The following is a 21,531-nucleotide window of genomic DNA, read 5'->3' as shown; positions in this document are numbered from 1 at the left end:
TTTTGGGGCTTTGGCCCTCGCGGTTTCAAAAGGACGTGAAAACCGTGCAGTTGGATAGGAAAGGGGCAGTGTTCCTGGGGCAGATGCGCGATCTGGCGCGCGGGCAGGCAGGCTGCGGGGCAGCTGCCTGCACCTTGGGCAGTTCAGAGTGCCGTGGGGGTCAACCCGCCCTGTTCGATCAGGAAATCGACGATCTGCTGCACGCCGCCGCCATGACGCAGCTGCGCCATCACCACGGGACGCGTGCCCCGTGCCGCCCGTGCATCGCTTTCCAGCAGGGTGGCATCGACGCCGACATGGGGCGCAAGGTCGGTCTTGTTCACCACCAGCAGATCGGACCGCGCCAGCCCCGGCCCCCGCTTGCGCGGGATGTCCTGACCGGCGGCAGTGTCGATGACATAGATGGTCAGATCGGCCAGTTCCGGGCTGAAGGTCGCGGCCAAGTTGTCGCCACCCGATTCGATCAGCACCAGGTCCAGATCCGGGAAAGCCGCGTTCAGATCGGCGATGGCGGCAAGGTTGATGCTGGCATCCTCGCGGATGGCGGTATGGGGACAGCCGCCGGTCTCGACCCCGCGGATGCGTTCCACGGGCAGAACCTGTGCGCGCATCAGGGCCTCGGCATCTTCGCGGGTATAGATGTCGTTGGTGACGACGGCCATCGACAGACGCGGGGCCAGCGCGCGGGCCAGCTGTTCGGTCAGCGTGGTCTTGCCCGCACCGACGGGGCCGCCGATGCCGACGCGGAGGGGTCCGTTCAGGCTCATGATCTAAAGATCCTTGTAGTCATGGTTTCGTGGCGCATCTGGGCGATATCCGCCCCCCAAGTGGCGCTGGCCAGATCATCGGGGGTGGCGGTGGCTGCAACGGTTGCGCGGGTCAGGATGGCGGGATGCATGGCGGCCAGCATCTTTTGCCCCTGCACCGGCCCCAAGGGCATAAAGCGCACGGCGGCGCTGATCTGCGCCTGCACCTGCGCCAGCAGATATGCGGCGATGATTTCGGGCGCGGGCAAGGGCATGTCGGCACAGGCGCGGCCAAAGGCGACGGGCAGGGTGGCCGGCGTCTGGTCACGGCCCGTCAGCGCGGCGACATTGGCGGCAAAGGCGGTGCCCTGTTCGACCGTTTCTGACAACCGTTCGGCTGTCAGGCAGGCTGCGCGGGCCAGATCGTCCAGCGTGCCGTGATCGGCATCAGGGGCCAGCGCCAGCGCCACCAGCACCGCATCGGTCCAGCCCGCGCCGTGATCCAGCCAGTCGGCCAGCCATTGCGGCAGGGTCGCGCGTGTGGCCGCGCCCTGATCCATCGCGAATTCCAACCCCTGCGACCAGGCAAAGCCGCCCACCGGAAAGGCGGGCGACAGGAATTGCGCCAGTTGCAGGCGGGCGGTTTCAGGCGTGGTCATGATGGTGGTGGTCGTGCCCATGATTATGCCCGTGGTCATGGCTGTGCGTGTCGGGACCGTGATCATGGCCGAAGGTGCGCCCGTGGCCATAGGCACCGCCTTCGGGGGTGAAGGGGGCTTCGGTCAGGGTCAGATCAGCGCCCAGCTGTTCCAGCATCGCCTGCAATACGTGGTCCTGACGGATGACCAGATGGTCGTCCTTGATCTGGCAGGGCGTGTGGCGGTTGCCGATATGCCAGGCCAGACGCGGCAGGGGCCCGCGGACAAGGATCACCGGCTCGGGGGCGGCGACGACTGCGATGCGGCGGCCATCGGACAGAGCGAAGGCATCGCCGTCGTTCACGCTGGTCACCTCGGGCAGGTCCAGCAGGAAGTCACCGGCCTCCGACGTCAGGCGTTTGCGGCGCAGCAGGCGGGCGTCGTAATCCAGACTGACCTGCCCGTCAAAGGGGCCGTCCGCCGCGCGGATCACCGAATGGGAATGGATCGTCATATCTTGTCCTCAGAACAGGAAATAGCGCTGCGCCATCGGCAGTTCGCTGGCGGGTTCGCAGGTCAGAAGCACGCCATCGGCACGAACCTCATAGGTTTCGGGGTCGACCTCGATCTCGGGCATGGCGTTGTTCAGCACCATATCGGATTTGCCGATGTCGCGGGTGTGTTCCACGGGAATCAATGTTTTGGACAGATTGCCCGCTGCCCCTGCATCCAGCCCCGCCTGACTGATGAACATGGCCGAGGCGCGGCCCGTATGCCCCCACATTGGACGGCTGAAGACCGGCTGGACGGGGATGGACCCGTTCGGGTCGCCCATCTGCGCCACGCTGATCTGGCCGCCGACCAGCACCATCTCGGGCTTTACGCCGAAGAAGGCGGGCGACCACAGGACCAGATCGGCGCGCTTGCCCGCCGTGATCGACCCGATATGGGCGCTGACGCCATGGGCCACGGCGGGGTTGATGGTGTATTTGGCGATATAGCGGCGGGCGCGCAGGTTGTCGTTTTCGCCCGTTTCGCCCTCCAGTCGTCCACGCTGGCGGCGCATCTTGTCGGCGGTCTGCCATGTGCGGATGATGACCTCGCCGATCCGGCCCATGGCCTGGCTGTCGGAGGAGATGACCGAAAACGCGCCCAGATCGTGCAGGATATCCTCGGCTGCGATGGTTTCGCGGCGGATACGGGATTCGGCGAAGGCCACGTCCTCGGGGACGCGGCGGTCCAGATGGTGGCAGACCATCAGCATGTCGAGGTGTTCCTCGATCGTGTTTCGCGTATAGGGTCGCGTCGGGTTCGTGGACGATGGCAGGACGTTGCCCATGCCGACCATGCGGATGATGTCGGGGGCATGACCGCCGCCCGCGCCTTCGGTGTGATAAGCGTGGATGGTGCGGCCCGCGATGGCAGCCATCGTATCCTCGACAAAGCCGGATTCGTTCAGCGTGTCGGTATGGATCATCACCTGCACGTCCATCTTGTCGGCGACGCTGAGGCAGGTGTCGATGGCGGCGGGGGTGGTGCCCCAGTCTTCGTGCAGCTTCAGCGCGCAGGCACCGGCGCGGACCTGTTCCTCCAGGGGCGCGGGTTGGCTGGCATTGCCCTTGCCCGCGATGCCGATGTTAACGGGCAGTTCGGCGCAGGCCTCCAGCATGCGGGCGATGTGCCAAGGGCCGGGGGTGCAGGTGGTGGCCAGCGTGCCATGCGCAGGACCGGTGCCGCCGCCCAGCAGGGTGGTGACGCCCGAATGCAGCGCGTGTTCGACCTGCTGCGGGCAGATATAGTGGATGTGGCAGTCGAAGCCGCCCGGCGTCAGGATGCGGCCTTCGCCCGCGATGATCTCGGTCCCCGGACCGATGATCAGCGTCACGCCGGGCTGCGTGTCGGGGTTGCCGGCTTTGCCGATGCCCGCGATGCGCCCGTCGCGCAGGCCGACATCGGCCTTGGTGATGCCCTGATGGTCAAAGACGACGACGCCGGTGATGACCGTATCCATCGCGCCATCGGCCCGCGTGACCTGAGATTGCCCCATGCCGTCGCGCACGACCTTGCCGCCGCCGAATTTCACCTCTTCGCCTGCAATGGTCAGGTCGCGTTCGACCTGGATCAGCAGCTCGGTGTCGGCAAGGCGGATGCGGTCGCCGGTGGTGGGGCCGTAAAGCGCCGCGTAATCGGCGCGTGAAAGCGTGGTCATGTCAGCGCCCCCATGATGTCCTTGCGAAAGCCCTGCACGATGCGGTCACCGGCATAGGCCACCAATGTGACCTGCCGCGACTGGCCCGGTTCGAACCGGACGGCGGTGCCAGCAGCAATCGCCAGACGCATGCCGCGGGCGGCTTGGCGGTCGAAATCCAGACCGGGGTTGGTTTCGGCGAAATGGTAATGGCTGCCGACCTGGATAGGCCGGTCGCCGGTATTGGCCACCATCAGATCGATGGTCGGGCGTCCCTCGTTCAGGGTGATGTCGCCATCGGCGGGCAGGATTTCACCAGGGATCATGACCGCCCCCGATACCAGAGCCATGCGACCACGCCCGCCGTTGCCACCAGCCCCAGCATGATCAGGTGGTCGGCTTCGGTCAGCAGATGCGTGGGGGCGGAATGGCTGTGATCGCCCTGATGGGCGAATGCGACGGAAGGGGACAGAACGGCAACGGTGATAAGGGCGCGCATTTACAGGCTCCGGATGGGGTGGTGGACGGTGATAAGCTTGGTGCCGTCGGGAAAGGTGGCTTCGACCTGCACGGATTCGATCATGTCGGGGATGCCCGGCATGCATTGGTCTGCGGTGATGACATGGGCACCAGCCTGCATCAGGTCGGCGACGCTGCGACCGTCGCGGGCGCCCTCGACGACGAAATCGGTGATCAGGGCGATGGCCTCGGGGTGGTTCAGCTTGACGCCGCGTTCAAGGCGGCCACGCGCGACCATGGCCGCGACGGATATCAACAGTTTCTCGCGTTCGCGGGGGGAAAGGTTCATGTCAGACCTGCCAGATACGGGGAAGGGGATCAGGACGCAGCGCGCCCAGCAGTCGGTTCACCTGCCGCCGCAGCGGCCAGTTGTCATGGGACAGGATGCGCAGACACAGCCGCCCGGGCAGGGCACTGGCGGCGGCGGTCACGCCCGGTTCGTCCAGCACTGCCCGCGCACGCGGCAGCAGGTCGGCGGCATCGGCGGCGATGATCGCCATGCTGGCCATGACCCGCGCGCCATCCAGCATGGCGGGGTCGTTCAGGCGGGACAGGGCGGCATCATCAAGCGCCAGCGCGTCATGGTGGATCACCCGGCCATCGCGGCGCACCACGCGGCGGTCGCGCAGGTGCAGGTGGCTGATGGTTTCACCCATGGCCAGGCGGCCCAGAACTAGGATCTCCAGCAGCATGCAGCCCGCGTCGCCCGCCAGATCGACCTGCGTGTCGCGTTCCAGCCGGGCATTGTCATAGAGGATGGTTTCCTGTGGCAGCCAGTCCAGCCAGCCGCCCTTGCCGACGCTCAGCGCGACCTGTGCACGGGCAGGGGCATCATTGGCGCGATAGGCGCGTTCGGCGGTCTGGGTCGTCGCCAGGGCCCGCGTGCCATCCCGCAGATCGACCGCAAAGCGCAACTTATCCCCCGATGCCAACCCGCCCGAGGTGTTCAGGAACACAATTTCCGGCAGGCCCTTGGTCATGCGCGGCAGTTGCGCCTTGGCCGAGCCTTGCTGCGCCAGATCGATCAGCCCGCGCGGTCCCATGACGACATGCGCCGCCCCATGGCTGCGCTGCATCTTGGTCGCATGTGTGGCTGTGTCGAACATATGGGCAAGGGGCGCGCGGGGGCGGGCAAGGTCAACCGCGTTCGGCGCGGATGTTGCTTGCCATGCGGGCATCGGGCGGGCCGTTGCATGTGAAACGGGCAGATTGCCTGCGCGGTAGGCGAAGTCAGGCTGGCTGGTCCAGCATCGCGTGCAACAGGCGTTTGCGCGCGGGTGGGATGGCGCGAATTTCCACACCGGTAAAGACATGCATGGTCCGCAGCGCCGGATCGACGACGGCATGGTCGCTGACCCAGCCCCCCATCGCCAGATAGCTGCGCAGCAGTGGCGGCATGGCGGCCATCGCCTGCCGCGGGTCGGGTTTGCGCAACCGCAGGGCGCGGGCAAAGCGGAAGACCTTGGGCGCCTTGACGCGGGGCCACCAGCGGCGCGGGGCCAGATGGCGTTCCTTCAGCATGGCAAAGGCCTCGGCGTGGGGTTCGGGTTCGCAGCCGGTGAAGCTGGAGCATCCGAACAGCATCTCGACCCCGGTCTGATCGACGAAACGGGTCAGCGCCGCCCAGGCCAGCCGCACGATATTGGGGTCATGGATGTCGGGATGGATGCAAAAGCGCCCCATTTCGACCATGGGGCCATCGAAGCTGCCCAAGGCCGCCAAGTCATAAAATTGCGCGGAATAGCTGCGGGCGATCTGGGAACCGTCGCTCAGCGGCAGAAAGCGGAAACAGCAGATCAGCCGCCCCGTCGCCAGCTGTTCGATCATCATGTGGCTGCAGTCGTCGTCCAGCGCGTCGCGGTCCAGGCTGACGCCATCGTCGTCCTGCCCCTCACGCGCCATGAAGCAGGTCCAGCGCAGCCGCTGGGTGGCCTGCAGATCGGCGGGCGTTTCCGCCAGACGTGCCCGATAAAGACCCTTGGTGATCGGCTGCATGGCGTGACCCCTGGCTGAACCTGTGGAGAGTATACTCCGCCCATGTGTCGAAATCACGAAATGCCGACGGGTGGCAGGAAAAAGACGCGTCCCCTGCCTTAGCTGTCGCCATCTTCCGTGTCGCCAAGGATACCCTCGATATAGATGCGGCGGACCAGCAGCATCGTCACGATCAGCAGCGGGGCCGCCAGAATCACCCCGGCAAAGCCGAACAGGGCGCCAAAGGCCATGATGGCGATGATGGTCAGGGCCGGGGGCAGCTGCACGGCAAAGCGCTGGATCAGGGGCATCAGCAGATTGCCCTCGAACATCTGGATGGCCGTGAACAGCAGAGCCACATAGAGCGCGGTGTCAAAGCCTTGGGACAGCGAAAACAGCGCCGCGATGCCACCCGAAAATACCGGCCCGATGATCGGCACGATGTTGGTGATGCCCGCGATCAGCGCCAGCAGCAGCGCCAGCGGCACGCCCAGCAACCACAGCCCGATGCCCGCCAGCACGGCGACGATGGCCATGTCCAGCGCTTGGCCCGCCATCCAGCGGCCCAACTGGCCGCCCAGCTCGGCCATGATGTGGCGGGCACGGGTGCGGTGGCCGGGGGGCACCAGCCTGATGGCGCCGCGGCGATAGGTCGGTGCCTCGAGCGCGACGAAGATTGCCACCATCAGCATCAGCAGCACCGATGAGAGCCCGCCGATCACCATGTCGACCATGCCCGTCAGACGGCCCATGATGTCGGGCAGGTTGCTGGCCAACTTGGATGCGCCTTCCTCCATCTGGTCCGAGGCCTGCACCTGATCGCTGATCGCCGAGGCGATGACATTCCCCGACGCCCATTCCCGCACGCGGTCCCACGACTTGGGCAGACCCTGCACCAGCTGCCCGAACTGATCGGCGACAGGTTGTCCCGCCAGCATCACCACCCCGGCGACGACCGCCACGAAGGCCAGCACCACGGCCAGCACCCCCAGCTTGACGTTCAGTCCCAGATGGCGGTGCAATCCTTGCGCACCCGCACGCAGGGCGATGGCGATCAGCACCGCGCCAAAGCCCAGCATCACGATATTGGACCAGAACCACAGCGCGGCGATCAGGATCGCGACGGCGGCGGCGGTGGCAAAGGTGCCAAGGGTCAGGCGGCGCGGTTCGGCCTGCGGTCGTTCGGAAAAGGTCTGGGGCATATGTGGGATCCTTGGACGGCGGGGCTTTGCGTGTCCAACCGCGGCTGGCCCCTGCGGTTCCCCCGGGATCTGCGAAACGCATGTTCCATTCGGGGCCATGACATGCCCGGCGTCTTGCCCGATGCGGGCGAGCCTGTTATTCGGACGCGGATTTCAGTTCACGGCGGGCATGTCCCGCCTGTCAGACAAGGTATGACCCAATGGCCACCGAACGCACCCTTTCCATCATCAAGCCCGACGCTACCCGCCGCAACCTGACCGGCAAGATCAACGCCAAGTTCGAAGATGCCGGCCTGCGCATCGTCGCGCAAAAGCGCCTGCACCTGTCAACCGCTCAGGCCGGCAAGTTCTACGAAGTCCACAAGGATCGCCCCTTCTATGGCGAACTGGTCGACTTCATGGCATCCGAGCCGGTCGTCGTTCAGGTTCTGGAAGGCGAGAACGCCATTGCCAAGAACCGCGAAGTGATGGGCGCAACGAACCCCGAAAAGGCCGATGCCGGCACCATCCGCAAGGAATTCGCACTGTCGATGGGCGAAAACTCGGTCCACGGTTCGGACGCCCCCGAAACCGCTGCGGAAGAGATCGCCTTCTTCTTCTCGGGTCTTGAACTGGTCGGCTGATCGCCACTTGTGATGGACCGGAAAGGGGCCCCTTCGGGGGCCCTTTTTCATGCGCGGATCATGGGCTTGGTTGCGGGAAGGTGGCGGGCAGGCTATTGCCATAAGCAACGATCAATCAATTTGGGGGCCAAGATGCGGGCATTCGTGTTTCCGGGACAAGGGGCGCAGACCGTCGGCATGGGGCGTGAACTGGCCGAGGCCTATCCCGCCGCGCGCGACGTTTTCGACGAAGTGGACGAGGCGCTTGGGGAAAAGCTGTCCGCCCTGATCTGGGAAGGCGATGCCGAAACGCTGACCCTGACGCAGAACGCGCAGCCGGCACTGATGGCGACCTCGATCGCGGCCTTCCGCGCGATGGAAGCCGAAGGCATCAACATCAATGACGCCGATTTCGTGGCCGGACATTCGCTTGGCGAATATTCCGCGCTTTGCGCCGCCGGTTCACTGACGCTGTCGGACACCGCCCGCCTGCTGCGCCTGCGCGGACAGGCCATGCAAGAGGCCGTGCCCGTGGGCATCGGCGCCATGGCCGCCATCTTGGGACTGGATTTCGAAACCGTGGACCGCATCGCCCGCGATGTGGGTGGCGATGAGGTCGTGCAGGCCGCCAATGACAATGATCCGGGTCAGGTTGTGATCTCGGGGCATAAGGGTGCGGTCGAACAGGCCATGGCCGCGATGAAGGAAGCCGGTGCCAAGCGGGCGCTGCTGTTGCCGGTCTCGGCGCCCTTCCATTCGGTGCTGATGCAGCCCGCCGCCGCTGTCATGGCGGATGCGCTGGCAGGCGTCAACATCCAGGCCCCCGCCGTGCCGCTGATTGCCAATGTGCGCGCCGAACCGGTGATCGAGCCGGGCGCCATCCGCCGTCTGCTGGTCGAACAGGTCACCGGCACCGTGCGCTGGCGCGAGTCGATGGCCAATCTGGCCGAAGGCGGCGTGACCGAGTTTTGGGAAATCGGCGCGGGCAAAGCGCTGTCGGGCATGATCAAGCGCATCGTCAAGGACGCGGCCGTCCGCAACATCGGCGCACCCGCCGATATCGCGGCGCTGAAGGCATAAGACATGACACGAATGGATGAGGCGAAGATGTTCGATCTGACGGGTAAGACGGCGCTGGTGACGGGCGCTTCGGGCGGTATCGGCGGCGCGATCGCCACGGCGCTGCATGGCGCGGGGGCGACCGTCGCCCTGTCCGGCACGCGCGAGGCACCCTTGCGCGAACTGGCCGACAAGTTGGGCGACCGCGCGCATGTGGTTCTGGCCAATCTGGGCGATCCCGAATCGGTGGCAGCCCTTCCCAAGGCCGCGGCCGAGGCGATGGGCAGCATCGACGTGCTGGTCAACAACGCCGGCATCACGCGCGACAACCTGTTCATGCGCATGTCCGACGACGAATGGGCACAGGTGATGGATGTGAACCTGACCAGCGTCTTCAAGCTGTCGCGGTCGGTTCTGCGCGGCATGATGAAGGCGCGGTGGGGGCGGATCGTCAACATCACCTCGGTCGTGGGGTCCACGGGCAATCCGGGGCAGGGCAACTATGCCGCCGCCAAGGCGGGTCTGGTCGGCATGTCGAAATCGCTGGCCTATGAGGTCGCAAGCCGTGGCATCACCGTGAACTGCGTGGCCCCCGGTTTCATCGCCACGCCGATGACTGACAAGCTGACCGACGACCAGAAATCCAAGATCCTGACCCAGATCCCGGCAGGCCAGATGGGCAGCCCGGATGATATCGGCGCGGCGGTGCTGTATCTGGCCAGCCCGCAGGCAGGTTACGTCACCGGCACCACCTTGCATGTGAATGGCGGCATGGCGATGATCTGACGGGCCTTGGCCCGCATGCAACGTCACGCAGGAACTGTTGCGAAAGCGGTTGCATGAAGGTTCATGGGTGCTATATCCCCGGCTTTAGCAGCAGGGGAACCGCCCTGTGCTGAATCGGGCCGCTTGCCCGTGCAAAAAATGGGCGGATGCCCGCGAAATGAGGATATGACATGAGCGATATCGCTGATCGCGTGAAGAAGATCGTAGTCGAGCACCTGGGTGTTGACGAAGACAAAGTGGTCGAAGCCGCTTCGTTCATCGACGATCTGGGCGCAGACAGCCTCGACACCGTCGAGCTGGTTATGGCCTTCGAAGAAGAGTTCGGGATCGAAATCCCCGACGACGCCGCAGAAACCATCCAGACGGTTGGCGACGCAGTGAGCTTCATCAAGGGCGCGGTCTGATCCGACGCCTTTGGTTGCCCCGTCAGGGGCAACGTCCAAGACGGCGCTTCCCGCAAGGGGGCGCCGTTTTTTCATGTCCGGTTTCCTGATGCCCATGCGATGGGTGGAACCTGCGTCATGCCGTTCGGGTTGTAGGCCCGAATGACGACAAAGGAGCTTATCATGGCTGTGAACGTGAAGGGGCTGACCGACAACGCCCGCAAGACCGCGATCTCGGAACTGAACGCCCGTCTGGCCGATGGTCTGGCGCTGTCGCTGGCCATCAAGCAGGCGCATTGGAACATGAAGGGCATCAACTTCATCGCCGTGCATGAATTTCTGGACGGCGTCTACGCGCGGCTGAACGAACATCTGGACGTCTTTGCCGAGCGGATCCAGATCCTGGACGGCGTTGCGGTCGGGACGGCCGAGAACATCGCCAAGGAATCGACGCTGAAGCCCTATCCGACCGATGTGACCAAGGCCAACGATCACATCAAGGAACTTTGCGACCGCCTGCGCGACCACGGTGAGAACCTGCGCAAGGCCATCGACACCACTGATGAGGCCGGCGAGGCGAATACCGCCGACATCTTCACCGCCGCATCACGGACGGCGGACAAGGACCTGTGGTTCCTGGAAAGCCATCTGGAATAACTGCGGTTCGAACGAATAAGGGCGCCCCACGGGGCGCCCTTTTTTACATCGTGTGTTCAGATCAGCGACCTAGCTTGGCGTGAACCTCGGGGATATCCACCTCGGCCACGGGGAACTTGTTGTCCGGATCGTCGAAGTCGTATTTGAACAGCTGGAAATCATCCTTGTAGATTTCCCAGATCAGATGCCGCGACAGGTCGTCGAAATACTCGCTGACCTTATGCGCGCGCTTGGGGCCGTGCCCTTCGGATTCGTTGAAGCGCGGCACCTGGTCCAGATCGATCCGAACCTTGGTATCAGCCTGATCCAGCACCTTTTGCATCCCGTCGTTGAAGGATTCGGTGTGGAAGATCCGGTCGTACCGCCCACCGTTCACGATGAAGGTCGAGATATGGCCCGACATGGCCGACCAATGGATATCAGGCTCCATAGGTTTGCGGAAACGGATGGTATCGCGGGTGAACAGCAGGAACCGGCGGAAGCTGGCGACCTGATCGAACTCGAAGCCGTTTTCCGGGCTGCCGACATCGATTCCATAACGCTGGATCAATTGGGGCACCAGATTGCCACGGTAACGACGGCCATTGCGCTGGATGCCGGCGATCTTGTCGAAGAACGACGACAGCAGGCGCGCATACGGGTTGCGGACACAAGTGAAGGTCACGGCCTCATGGGCGCGGACGGCGCGTTCGATGGGCTCGTGGCTGTTTTCCTGGGCCCATTTGTGCATGCCCTCGGTCGCGTCGTGGATATCGCCATCGAAAAAGCGCCCATGATCCGAATGGAACATGATCTGCCCGATGGTCGAGCATGCGCATTTTGGCACGACCCGATAGATCATGCTTTCACTTTCCGTCATCCAAACGCCGGGGAAACCCATACGCGTAATACTCCGAGATTGTGGGCATCTGACCTGACGAATATAGGCTGACGGGTCGTGCTGCTTGTCCCAACGTTAAAAATGGTTACACACTCAAAGCAAAACTGACAGAGATTTTCAACGTCTTACGTCAATGCTCGTACAATTGGTCCGGGGGAGGTCTTCGAAACATGGCGCGGATTGCCTTCATCCTGCTGACACATAAGGATCCGCAGGGCGTGATCGATCAGGCGCGACGTCTGACGGCCACCGGAGATTTCGTCTCGATCCATTTCGACAAGCGCGCCCCCGCCGCGATGTTCCAGCAGATCAAGGATGCGCTTGGCGATCATCCGGGCGTCGCCTTCGCGCAGCGCAGGCTGAAATGCGGGTGGGGGGAATGGTCGCTGGTCGCCGCCACGCTGGAGGCCCTGCGCGCCGCCGAGGCCGCCTTTCCCCAAGCCACGCATTTCTACATGCTGTCGGGCGATTGCATGCCCATCAAATCCGGCGAATTCGCGCGGTCCTTTCTGGACGCCGAGGATTGCGATTACGTAGAGAGCTTCGATTATTTCAAAAGCGACTGGATCAAGACCGGCTTCAAGGAAGAGCGCCTGATCTATCGCCACTGGTTCAACGAACGCACCCAGAAGTGGCTGTTCTATACCAGCTTCAATTTGCAGAAACGCTTTGGGATGACGCGGCAGGTGCCCCGCGATCTGCAGGTGATGATCGGGTCACAATGGTGGTGCTTGCGCCGCCAAACCATCGAGGCGATCCTGGACCTGATCCGCCAGCGACCCGAGATCCCGCGCTTTTTCAGCACCACCTGGATTCCGGATGAAACCTTTTTCCAGACGCTGGTGTCCCACGTCGTTCCCAAGACCCAGATCCGCACACGCACGCTGACCTTCCTGATCTTCACCGATTACGGGATGCCGGTGACATTCTACAACGACCATTACGATCTGCTGCTGCGGCAGGATTATCTGTTCGCCCGCAAGATCAGCCCCGAGGCGCTGGAGCTGCGCGAAAGGCTGGGCGCGCTGTGGCAGGCGATCGGCCAGAACTTTCCCATCGCCGCCGAAGGGCGCCGTCTGTTCAGCTTTCTGACGGGGCGGGGGCGTATCGGGCGGCGTTTCGCGCCGCGTTTCTGGGAAACCGACGGCAGTCTGGGCAATAATCGCGTGGCACATATCATCGTGGCGAAGAAGTGGCATATCGCCAAGCGCCTGACCGCCGCTACGCGGTATCACACCGACATTCCCGCCGTGGATTACGTCTTCAACGAAGCCGAGGCGAACCTGCCGGAAATGGGCGGCGTCGAATCCTCGGTCGGCAAGCGGGAACGCCACCGCAGGGCGCTGGTCAAGCTGATGTTCGACCAGTTCGACACCGGCAGGCTGGCATTCTGCGTCGATCCCTCGGCACTGAGCCTGATCAGCGATTTCGCCAACGACCGGTCCGAGGTGCGGGTGCTGTTTATCGAAAGCGTTTTCGACGACGACTATGTGCGCGGGCATATGGGGCGCGTGGGTCTGGTGGCCGATGACGCCCCGCAGGCGCAGGTGGAAAGCCTGCTGCCCATCGTGCGCAACGACCTGCAGCACGAGGCCGATCGCCTGAAAGAGGCCGGCCTCAGCCATCTGTCCATCATCTCGGAAAAGGCCGTCCCCGAGGAAAACGCCAAGGCGCTGGCCAGCTTTTTCAAGATCCCGGCCGATCAGGCCCGCACGCTGGCGGAAACGCCGCATCTGTTCGACGACTAGAAAGGTTTCCCTATGGGTTTCGCCTATGACGACAGCAACATCTTCGCCAAGATCCTGCGCGGAGAGATCCCGAACGACACAGTGGCCGAAAACGATCACGCGCTGGCCTTTCGCGACATCTCGCCCAAGGCACCGCACCATGTGCTGGTGATCCCGAAGGGCGCCTATGTCAGCTTCGACGATTTTTCGGCCAATGCCTCGGATGCCGAGATCGCGGGCTTCATGCGGCTATGCGCCAAGGTCGTCGCGTCCGAGGGTATCGGTCTTGAGGATGGCGACGGTTTCCGCGCCATCACCAATGCCGGCGAACATGGCGTGCAAGAGGTTCCGCATTTCCACCTGCACATCATGGGCGGGCGGATGATGGGGCCGATGGTCAGCCTGCGCGACTGACCTGCCCGCCGCGCGGCAGGGTCACTTGCCGCGCGTCAGTTCGACGAAGACATCTTCCAGATCGGGCTGTTCGGTCGCGACGTCCAGAATCGGGATGCCTGCATCGCGCAGCGCGTCCAGCACCTGATCGGCCCGCAGCTTCGACGGAGGATAGGTGATGGCCAGCCGCCCGTCGGTCCGGCGTTCGTGGCGCACACCTTGGGGCAGGGCGGGCAGGGTGACCGGGCCGCCGGTGTCCAGTACCAGCGTCTTGCCATCGGTCCGCGACAGCAAATCGCGGGTGTTCTGACGCACCACCAGTTCGCCGTGGTTGATGATGGCGATTTCGTCGCACATCTGTTCGGCCTCTTCCAGATAATGCGTGGTCAGGATGATGGTCATGCCCTGTTCGTTCAGCTTGCGCACATTGGCCCACAGCATCTCGCGCAGGGTGATGTCCACGCCCGCCGTCGGTTCGTCCAGCACAAGGATTTGCGGGCGGTGGACCAGCGCCTTGGCCAGCAACAGCCGCCGTTTCATCCCGCCCGACAGATTGCGGGCATAGGCATTGGCCTGATCGGTCAGGCCGACCAGTTCCAGCAGCTCATCCGTCCAGCGTTCGGATTTCGGGACGCCGTAAAGACCCGCCTGCACCTCGAGGCTGGCGCGGGGGGTGAAGAAGGGGTCCATGTTCAGTTCCTGCGGCATGACTCCGATGGCGGCCCGCGACTGGCGCGGGTTCACATCCTGATCGAAGCCCCAGATGACCACCTGTCCCGCGGTCTTGTTCACCAGACCGGCCAGAATGTTGATCATGGTGGATTTGCCCGCACCATTCGGACCCAGCAGGCCGAAGATGCTGCCCGCCCTGATGGTCAGGTCCACCCCCTTCAGCGCGTGTTTGGCAGGTGCGTTGCCTTGGGCGGCATAGGTCTTGCGAAGACCGGTGATCTGAAGGGCGTCGGGCATGGGGCAATCCTTGCAGTGCTTGCGAAGGCAGGCGGCGCTGCGCTATTGGATGGGTTAGACCAGATGAAGCCCGCCGCCACAAGAAGGCCAGCCCATGACCCAACACGTTACGCCCGAAACGCCTCTGTTAACCGAAACCGGAGCCGAGGCGATGAACTTGCCCGCGCCCGTGACCGAAGTGGTCACCAAATGGCGCGTCAGCTGTGATGGCGACGATGGCGCGGGGCTGGGCCATCCGCGCGTCTGGCTGGCCATCGCGCCGGAAGCGGGCTTTGTCGATTGCGGTTATTGCGACAAACGCTTCGTCATCGACCGCGCGCACGCCCACGACGACCACTGAAGACGACGGCCCTTGATGCCCGAGCGGCAGGCCTTGCCAGCCCCCATCGAGGGGGCCGTCAAGGCCGGGTGGCTTCGCCACCTTTCCCCGACCTTCGGGCGTCGTTCCGGCAACGGTCGGAACAGTATTTGACCTGATCCCAATCTTTCGCCCATTTCTTGCGCCATGCGAATGGCAAGCCGCAGGTCGCGCAGGTCTTGTGGGGCAGGTCGGCCTTGCGGCGCATCTTGGGCATCTGTCGCGTTCTTTCGGCATCTGGAGATTTCGGCGCGGGCGTGGCAGAAGACATGCCTGACCACAGGGGAAGTTGAGCATGAGCGACGCATTCGGCAAGGGCTGCCACCTGCATCTGATCGACGGATCGGCCTTCATCTTCCGCGCCTATCACGCGCTGCCGCCGTTGACGCGGAAATCCGACGGCCTGCCGATGGGGGCTGTCGCGGGGTTCTGCAACATGCTGTGGCGCTATGTCCAGAACGAGGATGGGAGCAGCGCGCCGACCCATGCGGCGGTGATCTTCGACCATTCGTCGAAGACGTTCCGCAACGAGATTTATCCCCAATACAAGGCGAACCGCCCCGAGGCCCCCGAGGATCTGCGCCCGCAATTCCCGCTGACCCGGGACGCGACCCGCGCCTTCAACATCGCCTGCATCGAGACCGAAGGGTACGAGGCCGATGACATCATCGCCGCCCTGTCCTGCAAGGCGCGCGATGCGGGTGGCAGCGTCACCATCATCAGCAGCGACAAGGACCTGATGCAGCTGGTCGGCAACGGCGTCGATATGCTGGACCCGATCAAGAACAAGCTGATCGGCCCCGACGAGGTGATGGAGAAATTCGGCGTTGGCCCAGACCGCGTCATCGACGTGCAGGCGCTGGCAGGCGATGCGGTCAACAACGTCCCCGGCGCGCCCGGCATCGGCATCAAGACCGCTGCCCTGCTGATCAACGAATATGGCGATCTGGATGCGCTGCTGGAACGCGCGGGTGAGATCAAACAGCCCAAGCGTCGCCAGACCCTGATCGACCATGCCGAACAGATCCGCATCAGCCGCCGTCTGGTCGCGCTGGATTGCGACACGCCGCTGGATTTCACGCTGGACAGTCTGGAAGTGCGCGACCCCGATCCGCAGACCCTGCTGGACTTCCTGTCGCTGATGGAGCTGCGGACCTTGACGAACCGCATTGCCGACAAGCTGGGCGCCGAGGCCCCTGCGATCGTCACGCCCCCCGTGGCCGATGCGCCCGCCGCCCCTGAACAGCCCGCCATCGACACCGCAGCCTATGAGACCGTGACCGATATGGCCGCGCTGGATAACTGGATCGCCGCCATCCGCGATGCAGGACAGGTGGCCATCGATACCGAAACGACGGGTCTGGATGAAATGCGCGCCGATCTGGTCGGCATTTCGCTGGCCGTTGCACCTGGCAAGGCCTGCTATGTCCCGCTTGGCCATGTCGCGGGTGGCGACGATCTGTTCGGCAAATCCGCACTGGTCGAAGGCCAGCTGGATACGCGGGCCGTGTTGGCCGCGTTGAAGCCGCTGCTGGAAGACGCCTCGATCCTGAAGATCGGGCAGAACCTGAAATATGACTGGAAGATTCTGGCACGTCTGGGCATCCAGATGACGCCCTTGGCCGACACGATGCTGATGTCCTATGCGTTGAACGCGGGCACGCATAATCACGGCATGGACGAACTGGCGGAACGCTATCTTGGCCATAAATGCATTCCCATCAAGGAACTGATCGGCTCGGGCAAAAGCCAGATCCACTTCGGGCAGGTGGCGATCGACAAGGCCGCCCCCTATGCGGCTGAAGACGCCGATGTCACCCTGCGCCTTTACCAGCATTTCCTGCCGATGCTGCCCGACCAGCAGGTGATGACCGCCTATCAGACGCTGGAGCGCCCGATGATCCCGGTGCTGGCCGAAATGGAGATGACGGGCATCCGCGTCGATGGTGCCACCCTGAACCAGATGTCGAACGTTTTCGCCCAGAAATTGGCCCAGCTGGAGGATGAGATCCACGAACTGGCCGGCGAAAAATTCAACATCGGCAGCCCCAAGCAGCTGGGCGAAATCCTGTTCGACCGGATGGGCATGCAAGGCGGCAAGCAGGGCAAGACCGGTGCCTTTTCCACCAGCGCCGATGTTCTGGAAGACTTGGCAGCCGAAGGGCACGATCTGCCCGCCCGCGTCCTTGATTGGCGCCAGATCAGCAAGCTGAAATCGACCTATACCGACGCGCTGCAGACCTATGTGAACCCGGAAACCGGGCGCGTCCATACCAGCTATTCCATCACCGGCGCGCAGACGGGGCGCTTGGCCTCAAGCGAGCCGAACCTGCAGAATATCCCGATCCGTTCCGAGGAAGGCCGCCGCATCCGTCAGGCCTTCGTCGCCCCCGACGGCTACAAGCTGGTCAGCCTGGACTACAGCCAGATCGAACTGCGGATTCTGGCCCATGTCGCGGATATTCCGGCGCTGAAGCAGGCGTTCCGCGACGATATCGACATCCACGCCATGACCGCCAGCCAGATGTTCGGCGTCCCGGTCGAAGGCATGGACCCCATGATTCGCCGTCAGGCCAAGGCGATCAACTTTGGCGTCATCTATGGCATCTCGGGGTTCGGGCTGTCGCGCAACCTGCGCATCCCGCGGGCCGAGGCGCAAAGCTTCATCGACACCTATTTCGAACGCTTCCCCGAAATCCGCGCCTATATGGACAAGACGGTGGCCGACGCGAAACGGGACGGCTTTGTGCGGACCATGTTCGGGCGGCGCATCAACACGCCCGGCATCAACCAGTCCGGCCCCGCCGCAGGTGGCGCACGCCGTGCGGCGATCAACGCGCCGATCCAGGGGGCAGCCGCCGACATCATCCGCCGCGCCATGATCCGCATGCCCGATGCCATCAAGGATCTGCCCGCACGCATGCTGTTGCAGGTCCATGACGAACTGGTCTTCGAGGTGCGCGACGATGCTGTCGATGATCTGATCAAGGTCGCCCGCGACATCATGGAAAACGCCGCCGAGCCTGTCCTGAAACTCTCTGTTCCACTGACGGTCGAGGCGGGGCAGGGCCTGAACTGGGCCGACGCGCACTAAGGCCCGCATTTCTCGGTTGTCTAAATACCCATGAAGGGCGGGGTCTTCCCCGCCCTTCACTTTTAGCACGCCCGCTGATAATCGGCACGCACCCGGTCGCAGCCTACCCGGGTCACAAAAACAAGGGTTACAGATATGAAGACCACACTCGTCTGCTCTGGCGGACTCGATTCCGTTTCTTTGGCGCATAGCCTTGCCGGGCAGGGCAAGCTGTCGCGCATTGTCAGCTTCGATTACGGCCAGCGCCACCGCAAGGAACTGGACTTTGCCGCCGCCTGCGCCCGGCGCCTTGGCGTGCCGTTTCATCTGGTCGATCTGTCGGGCCTTGGCGCCGCGTTGTCGGGTTCTGCCCTGACCGATGACATCGACGTTCCCGACGGCCATTACGCCGAGGAAACGATGCGTGTCACCGTCGTTCCCAACCGCAACCCGATCATGCTGACCATCGCCTTCGGTATTGCTGCGGCCAATGGCGATGATGCGGTCGCGGCGGCTGTGCATGGGGGCGATCACTTCATCTATCCCGATTGCCGCCCGGCCTTTACGGATGCCTTTGGTGCCATGCAAAAGGCGGCGCTGGACGGCTATGCCGATATCGATCTGCATGTTCCCTTCGTCCACGCGACCAAGGCCGACATCGTGGCCGAGGGCGCGCGCCATAACACGCCGTTTGCCGAAACATGGTCCTGTTACAAGGGCGGCGACCGTCACTGCGGACGCTGTGGCACCTGCGTCGAACGGCGCGAGGCTTTCCATCTGGCGGGCGTCAACGACCCCACCGAATACGCCGATCCCGATTACTGGCAAGCGGCCATCGCCGCGCATGAGGGGGCGTAATGTACAGGATCAGCAAGGAATTCCACTTCAGTGCCTCGCATCAGCTGACGCATCTGCCGGGCGATCATCAATGCGCGCGGCTGCACGGGCATAATTACATCGTGGTGGTCGAACTGGCGTCGGCCGATCTGAACAGCGACGGATTCGTGCGCGACTACCATGAACTGAAGCCGCTGAAGGATTACATCGACGGGACCTTCGATCACCGCCATCTGAACGACGTGCTGGAAGGTCCCTCGACTGCCGAAAACATGGCGCGGCATTTCTTTGACTGGTGCAAGGCCCGCTGGCCCGAAACCACTGCCGTCAAGATCAGCGAGACGCCCAAGACCTGGGCCGAGTATCGCCCATGACCCGCCTTCGCATCGCTGAAATCTTTGGCCCCACCATTCAGGGCGAGGGCGCGCTGATCGGCGAACCCACCATCTTTGTCCGCGCTGGTGGCTGTGACTACCGCTGCAGCTGGTGTGATTCGATGCATGCCGTGGACAGCGCCTTCCGAGAGGCATGGGCCCCGTTGGAGCCTGTACAGGTCTGGGAAAAGGTGCGCGATCTGTCGGGCGGGGTACCGCTGACGGTCTCGATTTCAGGCGGGAATCCGGCGATTCAGGATTTCGGGCCGGTGATCGCGATGGGCAAGCGCGATGGCTATCGCTTTGCCTGCGAAACCCAAGGGTCGATCGCGCGGCCTTGGTTCGGCGATCTGGATATGCTGGCCCTCAGCCCCAAGCCACCTTCCAGCGATCAGGTGGTGGATTGGGATGCGCTCGAGGCTTGCGTGCAAGCGGGACGGACGGCGCGCCAGACGGTGATCAAGATCGTGATCTTTGACGACATCGATTACGAATGGGCGAAGGATGCCGCTGCCCGCTATCCCGATCTGCCGCTGTATCTGCAGCCCGGCAACCCCGAGGTCGATCCCGAAGTGCCGGTGGCGGCGCAGGATGTGGCCGACCGGGTGCTGTGGCTGGTGGAAAAGGTCACCTCGGACCGGTGGTTCCGGGCGCGGGTCCTGCCGCAATTGCACGTCATGCTGTGGGGAAACCTGCGCGGGGTCTGATTGCGTCCCGCGACGCCGGGGGGCTTGCCGCCCCCCGGACCCCCCGCGCCGCACCATTGGCAATGTCAGGTCAGCAATTCGCCGCGCAGCGAGTTCGAGCGGCTTTCGACGATCCGCACCTGGACCAGATCGCCGGGCTGCGCCTGCGGGGCATCCACGAATACCGGATGCAGGTAATCCGACTTGCCGATCATCTGGCCCGTTTCGCGACCCGGCTTTTCGAACAGCACGCCGAGCGTGCGCCCGACCATGTCCTGCTGGACGGCCTGTTGTTGGCGACCCAGCAGCGCTTGAAGTTCGTGCAGCCGGGCGTCTGCGACGGCTGCTTCGACCTCGGGGCGGTCATAGGCGGTGGTGCCGGGGCGGGGCGAGTATTTGAAGCTGAAGGCCGTGCCAAAGCCCACCTGTTCCACCAGCCGCAGGGTGGCGGCGTGGTCCTGATCGGTCTCGCCCGGGAAGCCGACGATGAAATCACTGGTCATCAGGATGTCGGGGCGCGCGGCGCGGATGCGGTCGATCAGGCGCAGATACTGTTCGGCCGTATGCTTGCGGTTCATCGCCTTCAGGATGCGGTCGCTGCCCGATTGGACCGGCAGATGCAGATAGGGCATCAGCTGCGGCACATCGCCATGTGCGGCGATCAGGTCATCGGCCATGTCGTTGGGGTGACTGGTGGTATAGCGGATACGGTCCAGCCCGTCGATTTCGGCGATGGCGCGGATCAGGCGGCCAAAGCCCCATTCGCGGCCATCGGGACCGACCCCGTGCCAGCCATTCACGTTCTGGCCCAGCAGGGTCAATTCACGCACGCCGCGGGCGACCAGATTGCGCGCCTCGGAGAGGATGCGGTCGACGGGGCGGCTGACCTCGGCCCCGCGGGTATAGGGGACGACGCAGAAGGCGCAGAATTTGTCGCAGCCTTCCTGCACCGTCAAAAACGCAGCGGGCGCGCGGCGGGTGGCCATGCGTTCGGGCAGGTGATCGAATTTGTCTTCGGCCGGAAAATCGGTGTCGATGCTGGGGCCTTCGCCCCGCGCCATCGCGGGCAGCCGGTGATAGGATTGCGGCCCGACGACCAGATCGACCTGAGGCATGCGGCGGGTGATCTCGGCGCCCTCGGCCTGGGCCACGCAGCCTGCGACGCCGATCTTCATGTCAGGCTTGGCGACCTTCAGCGACCGCAGGCGGCCCAGGTCCGAATACAGCTTTTCAGCCGCCTTTTCGCGAATGTGGCAGGTGTTCAGCAGGACCATGTCGGCCTGCGCCTGATCTTCGGTCAGGACATAGCCTTCTGCGCCCATGGCCTCGGCCATGCGCTGGCTGTCATAGACGTTCATCTGACAGCCGTAGGTCTTGATGAAAAGTTTCTTGGCCGCCGGTGCGGTCTGGGCTTGATCGGTCATGCCACACTGTCCTTGGGGTTCGCGCGCTGGTACAGGAAATCTGGGCTTTTGGGAAG

Annotated in this window: 26 protein-coding genes; 12 read left to right on the top strand and 14 right to left on the bottom strand. The window is 63.8% G+C overall.

The window, feature by feature from the left end; translation table 11 throughout:
• Positions 1 to 143: 143 nt before the first annotated feature.
• The 10 genes from ureG to SJY40_RS11905 form a co-directional block, all read right to left on the bottom strand.
• Positions 144 to 767, bottom strand: a complete 624-nt coding sequence (ureG, locus tag SJY40_RS11950; RefSeq protein WP_378946614.1) for an urease accessory protein UreG — start codon at positions 765 to 767, stop codon at positions 144 to 146.
• The gene (locus SJY40_RS11945) at positions 764 to 1,444 is read right to left on the bottom strand and encodes an urease accessory protein UreF (RefSeq protein WP_378946611.1); all 681 of its coding nucleotides are present in this window, start codon (positions 1,442 to 1,444) and stop codon (positions 764 to 766) included. The genes ureG and SJY40_RS11945 overlap by 4 nt, the downstream gene beginning before the upstream one ends.
• The gene (locus SJY40_RS11940; RefSeq protein WP_378946608.1) at positions 1,392 to 1,898 is read right to left on the bottom strand and encodes an urease accessory protein UreE; all 507 of its coding nucleotides are present in this window, start codon (positions 1,896 to 1,898) and stop codon (positions 1,392 to 1,394) included. The genes SJY40_RS11945 and SJY40_RS11940 overlap by 53 nt, the downstream gene beginning before the upstream one ends.
• A gap of 9 nt (positions 1,899 to 1,907) precedes the next feature.
• Positions 1,908 to 3,593: an urease subunit alpha gene (ureC, locus tag SJY40_RS11935; RefSeq protein ID WP_378946605.1), complete on the bottom strand. Its 1,686-nt coding sequence runs from the start codon at positions 3,591 to 3,593 to the stop codon at positions 1,908 to 1,910.
• Complete coding sequence (locus tag SJY40_RS11930; protein ID WP_378946602.1) at positions 3,590 to 3,898, bottom strand: urease subunit beta; 309 nt, start codon at positions 3,896 to 3,898, stop codon at positions 3,590 to 3,592. The genes ureC and SJY40_RS11930 overlap by 4 nt, the downstream gene beginning before the upstream one ends.
• Positions 3,895 to 4,071, bottom strand: a complete 177-nt coding sequence (locus SJY40_RS11925) for a hypothetical protein (protein WP_378946599.1) — start codon at positions 4,069 to 4,071, stop codon at positions 3,895 to 3,897. The genes SJY40_RS11930 and SJY40_RS11925 overlap by 4 nt, the downstream gene beginning before the upstream one ends.
• On the bottom strand, positions 4,072 to 4,380 hold the full coding sequence (locus tag SJY40_RS11920; protein WP_378946596.1) for an urease subunit gamma: 309 nt from the start codon (positions 4,378 to 4,380) through the stop codon (positions 4,072 to 4,074).
• A 1-nt stretch (position 4,381) separates the two neighbouring features.
• A complete protein-coding gene (locus SJY40_RS11915; RefSeq protein WP_378946593.1) occupies positions 4,382 to 5,197 on the bottom strand; it encodes an urease accessory protein UreD in 816 nt (271 codons plus the stop codon).
• A gap of 124 nt (positions 5,198 to 5,321) precedes the next feature.
• Positions 5,322 to 6,086, bottom strand: coding sequence for a GNAT family N-acetyltransferase (locus tag SJY40_RS11910; RefSeq protein WP_378946590.1), 765 nt, complete (start codon positions 6,084 to 6,086; stop codon positions 5,322 to 5,324).
• 98 nt (positions 6,087 to 6,184) lie between these two features.
• Positions 6,185 to 7,267 (bottom strand): AI-2E family transporter, encoded by a 1,083-nt coding sequence (locus SJY40_RS11905; protein ID WP_378946588.1) that lies wholly within the window; start codon positions 7,265 to 7,267, stop codon positions 6,185 to 6,187.
• A 200-nt stretch (positions 7,268 to 7,467) separates the two neighbouring features.
• Between SJY40_RS11905 and ndk the strand changes: the two genes are divergently transcribed.
• The 5 genes from ndk to dps all read left to right on the top strand — a co-directional run bounded on the left by ndk (position 7,468) and on the right by dps (position 10,754).
• Positions 7,468 to 7,890: a nucleoside-diphosphate kinase gene (ndk, locus tag SJY40_RS11900; RefSeq protein ID WP_378946585.1), complete on the top strand. Its 423-nt coding sequence runs from the start codon at positions 7,468 to 7,470 to the stop codon at positions 7,888 to 7,890.
• Between the two features lie 132 nt (positions 7,891 to 8,022).
• The gene (gene fabD, locus SJY40_RS11895; protein ID WP_378946582.1) at positions 8,023 to 8,949 is read left to right on the top strand and encodes an ACP S-malonyltransferase; all 927 of its coding nucleotides are present in this window, start codon (positions 8,023 to 8,025) and stop codon (positions 8,947 to 8,949) included.
• Between the two features lie 27 nt (positions 8,950 to 8,976).
• Positions 8,977 to 9,714, top strand: a complete 738-nt coding sequence (fabG, locus tag SJY40_RS11890) for a 3-oxoacyl-ACP reductase FabG (protein ID WP_378948419.1) — start codon at positions 8,977 to 8,979, stop codon at positions 9,712 to 9,714.
• A gap of 170 nt (positions 9,715 to 9,884) precedes the next feature.
• The gene (locus SJY40_RS11885; RefSeq protein WP_089342680.1) at positions 9,885 to 10,118 is read left to right on the top strand and encodes an acyl carrier protein; all 234 of its coding nucleotides are present in this window, start codon (positions 9,885 to 9,887) and stop codon (positions 10,116 to 10,118) included.
• Positions 10,119 to 10,280: 162 nt separating this feature from the next.
• Complete coding sequence (gene dps / locus SJY40_RS11880) at positions 10,281 to 10,754, top strand: DNA starvation/stationary phase protection protein Dps (RefSeq protein ID WP_378946578.1); 474 nt, start codon at positions 10,281 to 10,283, stop codon at positions 10,752 to 10,754.
• Between the two features lie 61 nt (positions 10,755 to 10,815).
• Here dps and SJY40_RS11875 read toward each other — a convergent pair whose 3' ends face one another.
• Entirely contained in the window at positions 10,816 to 11,634 is an 819-nt protein-coding gene (locus SJY40_RS11875; protein WP_378946575.1) for a sulfotransferase family protein, read from the bottom strand.
• A 170-nt stretch (positions 11,635 to 11,804) separates the two neighbouring features.
• Between SJY40_RS11875 and SJY40_RS11870 the strand changes: the two genes are divergently transcribed.
• Positions 11,805 to 13,382, top strand: a complete 1,578-nt coding sequence (locus SJY40_RS11870; protein ID WP_378946572.1) for a DUF5928 domain-containing protein — start codon at positions 11,805 to 11,807, stop codon at positions 13,380 to 13,382.
• Between the two features lie 12 nt (positions 13,383 to 13,394).
• Positions 13,395 to 13,775, top strand: a complete 381-nt coding sequence (locus SJY40_RS11865) for a histidine triad nucleotide-binding protein (protein ID WP_378946569.1) — start codon at positions 13,395 to 13,397, stop codon at positions 13,773 to 13,775.
• A 21-nt stretch (positions 13,776 to 13,796) separates the two neighbouring features.
• On the opposite strand, the gene SJY40_RS11860 is transcribed toward SJY40_RS11865, so the two are convergent.
• On the bottom strand, positions 13,797 to 14,723 hold the full coding sequence (locus tag SJY40_RS11860) for an ABC transporter ATP-binding protein (RefSeq protein ID WP_378946566.1): 927 nt from the start codon (positions 14,721 to 14,723) through the stop codon (positions 13,797 to 13,799).
• A gap of 151 nt (positions 14,724 to 14,874) precedes the next feature.
• On the opposite strand from SJY40_RS11860, the gene SJY40_RS11855 reads away from it, so the two are divergent.
• Positions 14,875 to 15,063, top strand: a complete 189-nt coding sequence (locus SJY40_RS11855; protein ID WP_378948416.1) for a zinc-finger domain-containing protein — start codon at positions 14,875 to 14,877, stop codon at positions 15,061 to 15,063.
• 58 nt (positions 15,064 to 15,121) lie between these two features.
• On the opposite strand, the gene SJY40_RS11850 is transcribed toward SJY40_RS11855, so the two are convergent.
• Entirely contained in the window at positions 15,122 to 15,298 is a 177-nt protein-coding gene (locus SJY40_RS11850; RefSeq protein ID WP_378946563.1) for a DUF2256 domain-containing protein, read from the bottom strand.
• 78 nt (positions 15,299 to 15,376) lie between these two features.
• On the opposite strand from SJY40_RS11850, the gene polA reads away from it, so the two are divergent.
• The 4 genes from polA to queE all read left to right on the top strand — a co-directional run bounded on the left by polA (position 15,377) and on the right by queE (position 20,072).
• Positions 15,377 to 18,175, top strand: coding sequence for a DNA polymerase I (gene polA / locus SJY40_RS11845; RefSeq protein WP_378946560.1), 2,799 nt, complete (start codon positions 15,377 to 15,379; stop codon positions 18,173 to 18,175).
• A gap of 135 nt (positions 18,176 to 18,310) precedes the next feature.
• Positions 18,311 to 19,012, top strand: coding sequence for a 7-cyano-7-deazaguanine synthase QueC (queC, locus tag SJY40_RS11840; RefSeq protein ID WP_378946558.1), 702 nt, complete (start codon positions 18,311 to 18,313; stop codon positions 19,010 to 19,012).
• Positions 19,012 to 19,365: a 6-carboxytetrahydropterin synthase QueD gene (gene queD / locus SJY40_RS11835; protein ID WP_378946555.1), complete on the top strand. Its 354-nt coding sequence runs from the start codon at positions 19,012 to 19,014 to the stop codon at positions 19,363 to 19,365. Before queC ends, queD begins: the two co-directional genes overlap by 1 nt.
• Positions 19,362 to 20,072: a 7-carboxy-7-deazaguanine synthase QueE gene (gene queE, locus SJY40_RS11830; protein ID WP_378946552.1), complete on the top strand. Its 711-nt coding sequence runs from the start codon at positions 19,362 to 19,364 to the stop codon at positions 20,070 to 20,072. The genes queD and queE overlap by 4 nt, the downstream gene beginning before the upstream one ends.
• Positions 20,073 to 20,137: 65 nt before the next feature.
• Here queE and miaB read toward each other — a convergent pair whose 3' ends face one another.
• Positions 20,138 to 21,475, bottom strand: coding sequence for a tRNA (N6-isopentenyl adenosine(37)-C2)-methylthiotransferase MiaB (gene miaB, locus SJY40_RS11825; protein ID WP_378946549.1), 1,338 nt, complete (start codon positions 21,473 to 21,475; stop codon positions 20,138 to 20,140).
• Positions 21,476 to 21,531: the final 56 nt, after the last annotated feature.

The sequence above is a fragment of the Paracoccus sp. R86501 genome, assembly GCF_042466435.1.
Taxonomy (GTDB): Bacteria; Pseudomonadota; Alphaproteobacteria; order Rhodobacterales; family Rhodobacteraceae; genus Paracoccus.
Note: the sequence above shows the minus strand (reverse complement) of the source record. Positions and strands in the feature narration are given on the sequence as shown.

What these genes read in the sequence shown, in the direction of transcription:
- SJY40_RS11925 (WP_378946599.1), bottom strand. Translation starts at nt 4,071, where the DNA reads ATGCGCGCCCTTATCACCGTTGCCGTTCTGTCCCCTTCCGTCGCATTC.
- SJY40_RS11920 (WP_378946596.1), bottom strand. Translation starts at nt 4,380, where the DNA reads ATGAACCTTTCCCCCCGCGAACGCGAGAAACTGTTGATATCCGTCGCG.
- SJY40_RS11945 (WP_378946611.1), bottom strand. Translation starts at nt 1,444, where the DNA reads ATGACCACGGGCATAATCATGGGCACGACCACCACCATCATGACCACG.
- miaB (WP_378946549.1), bottom strand. Translation starts at nt 21,475, where the DNA reads ATGACCGATCAAGCCCAGACCGCACCGGCGGCCAAGAAACTTTTCATC.
- dps (WP_378946578.1), top strand. Translation starts at nt 10,281, where the DNA reads ATGGCTGTGAACGTGAAGGGGCTGACCGACAACGCCCGCAAGACCGCG.
- SJY40_RS11915 (WP_378946593.1), bottom strand. Translation starts at nt 5,197, where the DNA reads ATGTTCGACACAGCCACACATGCGACCAAGATGCAGCGCAGCCATGGG.
- ureC (WP_378946605.1), bottom strand. Translation starts at nt 3,593, where the DNA reads ATGACCACGCTTTCACGCGCCGATTACGCGGCGCTTTACGGCCCCACC.
- SJY40_RS11905 (WP_378946588.1), bottom strand. Translation starts at nt 7,267, where the DNA reads ATGCCCCAGACCTTTTCCGAACGACCGCAGGCCGAACCGCGCCGCCTG.
- fabD (WP_378946582.1), top strand. Translation starts at nt 8,023, where the DNA reads ATGCGGGCATTCGTGTTTCCGGGACAAGGGGCGCAGACCGTCGGCATG.
- SJY40_RS11855 (WP_378948416.1), top strand. Translation starts at nt 14,875, where the DNA reads ATGAACTTGCCCGCGCCCGTGACCGAAGTGGTCACCAAATGGCGCGTC.
- SJY40_RS11860 (WP_378946566.1), bottom strand. Translation starts at nt 14,723, where the DNA reads ATGCCCGACGCCCTTCAGATCACCGGTCTTCGCAAGACCTATGCCGCC.
- SJY40_RS11930 (WP_378946602.1), bottom strand. Translation starts at nt 3,898, where the DNA reads ATGATCCCTGGTGAAATCCTGCCCGCCGATGGCGACATCACCCTGAAC.
- SJY40_RS11870 (WP_378946572.1), top strand. Translation starts at nt 11,805, where the DNA reads ATGGCGCGGATTGCCTTCATCCTGCTGACACATAAGGATCCGCAGGGC.
- queE (WP_378946552.1), top strand. Translation starts at nt 19,362, where the DNA reads ATGACCCGCCTTCGCATCGCTGAAATCTTTGGCCCCACCATTCAGGGC.
- SJY40_RS11940 (WP_378946608.1), bottom strand. Translation starts at nt 1,898, where the DNA reads ATGACGATCCATTCCCATTCGGTGATCCGCGCGGCGGACGGCCCCTTT.
- queC (WP_378946558.1), top strand. Translation starts at nt 18,311, where the DNA reads ATGAAGACCACACTCGTCTGCTCTGGCGGACTCGATTCCGTTTCTTTG.
- polA (WP_378946560.1), top strand. Translation starts at nt 15,377, where the DNA reads ATGAGCGACGCATTCGGCAAGGGCTGCCACCTGCATCTGATCGACGGA.
- queD (WP_378946555.1), top strand. Translation starts at nt 19,012, where the DNA reads ATGTACAGGATCAGCAAGGAATTCCACTTCAGTGCCTCGCATCAGCTG.
- SJY40_RS11885 (WP_089342680.1), top strand. Translation starts at nt 9,885, where the DNA reads ATGAGCGATATCGCTGATCGCGTGAAGAAGATCGTAGTCGAGCACCTG.
- ureG (WP_378946614.1), bottom strand. Translation starts at nt 767, where the DNA reads ATGAGCCTGAACGGACCCCTCCGCGTCGGCATCGGCGGCCCCGTCGGT.
- SJY40_RS11850 (WP_378946563.1), bottom strand. Translation starts at nt 15,298, where the DNA reads ATGCCCAAGATGCGCCGCAAGGCCGACCTGCCCCACAAGACCTGCGCG.
- SJY40_RS11875 (WP_378946575.1), bottom strand. Translation starts at nt 11,634, where the DNA reads ATGGGTTTCCCCGGCGTTTGGATGACGGAAAGTGAAAGCATGATCTAT.
- SJY40_RS11910 (WP_378946590.1), bottom strand. Translation starts at nt 6,086, where the DNA reads ATGCAGCCGATCACCAAGGGTCTTTATCGGGCACGTCTGGCGGAAACG.
- fabG (WP_378948419.1), top strand. Translation starts at nt 8,977, where the DNA reads ATGTTCGATCTGACGGGTAAGACGGCGCTGGTGACGGGCGCTTCGGGC.
- SJY40_RS11865 (WP_378946569.1), top strand. Translation starts at nt 13,395, where the DNA reads ATGGGTTTCGCCTATGACGACAGCAACATCTTCGCCAAGATCCTGCGC.
- ndk (WP_378946585.1), top strand. Translation starts at nt 7,468, where the DNA reads ATGGCCACCGAACGCACCCTTTCCATCATCAAGCCCGACGCTACCCGC.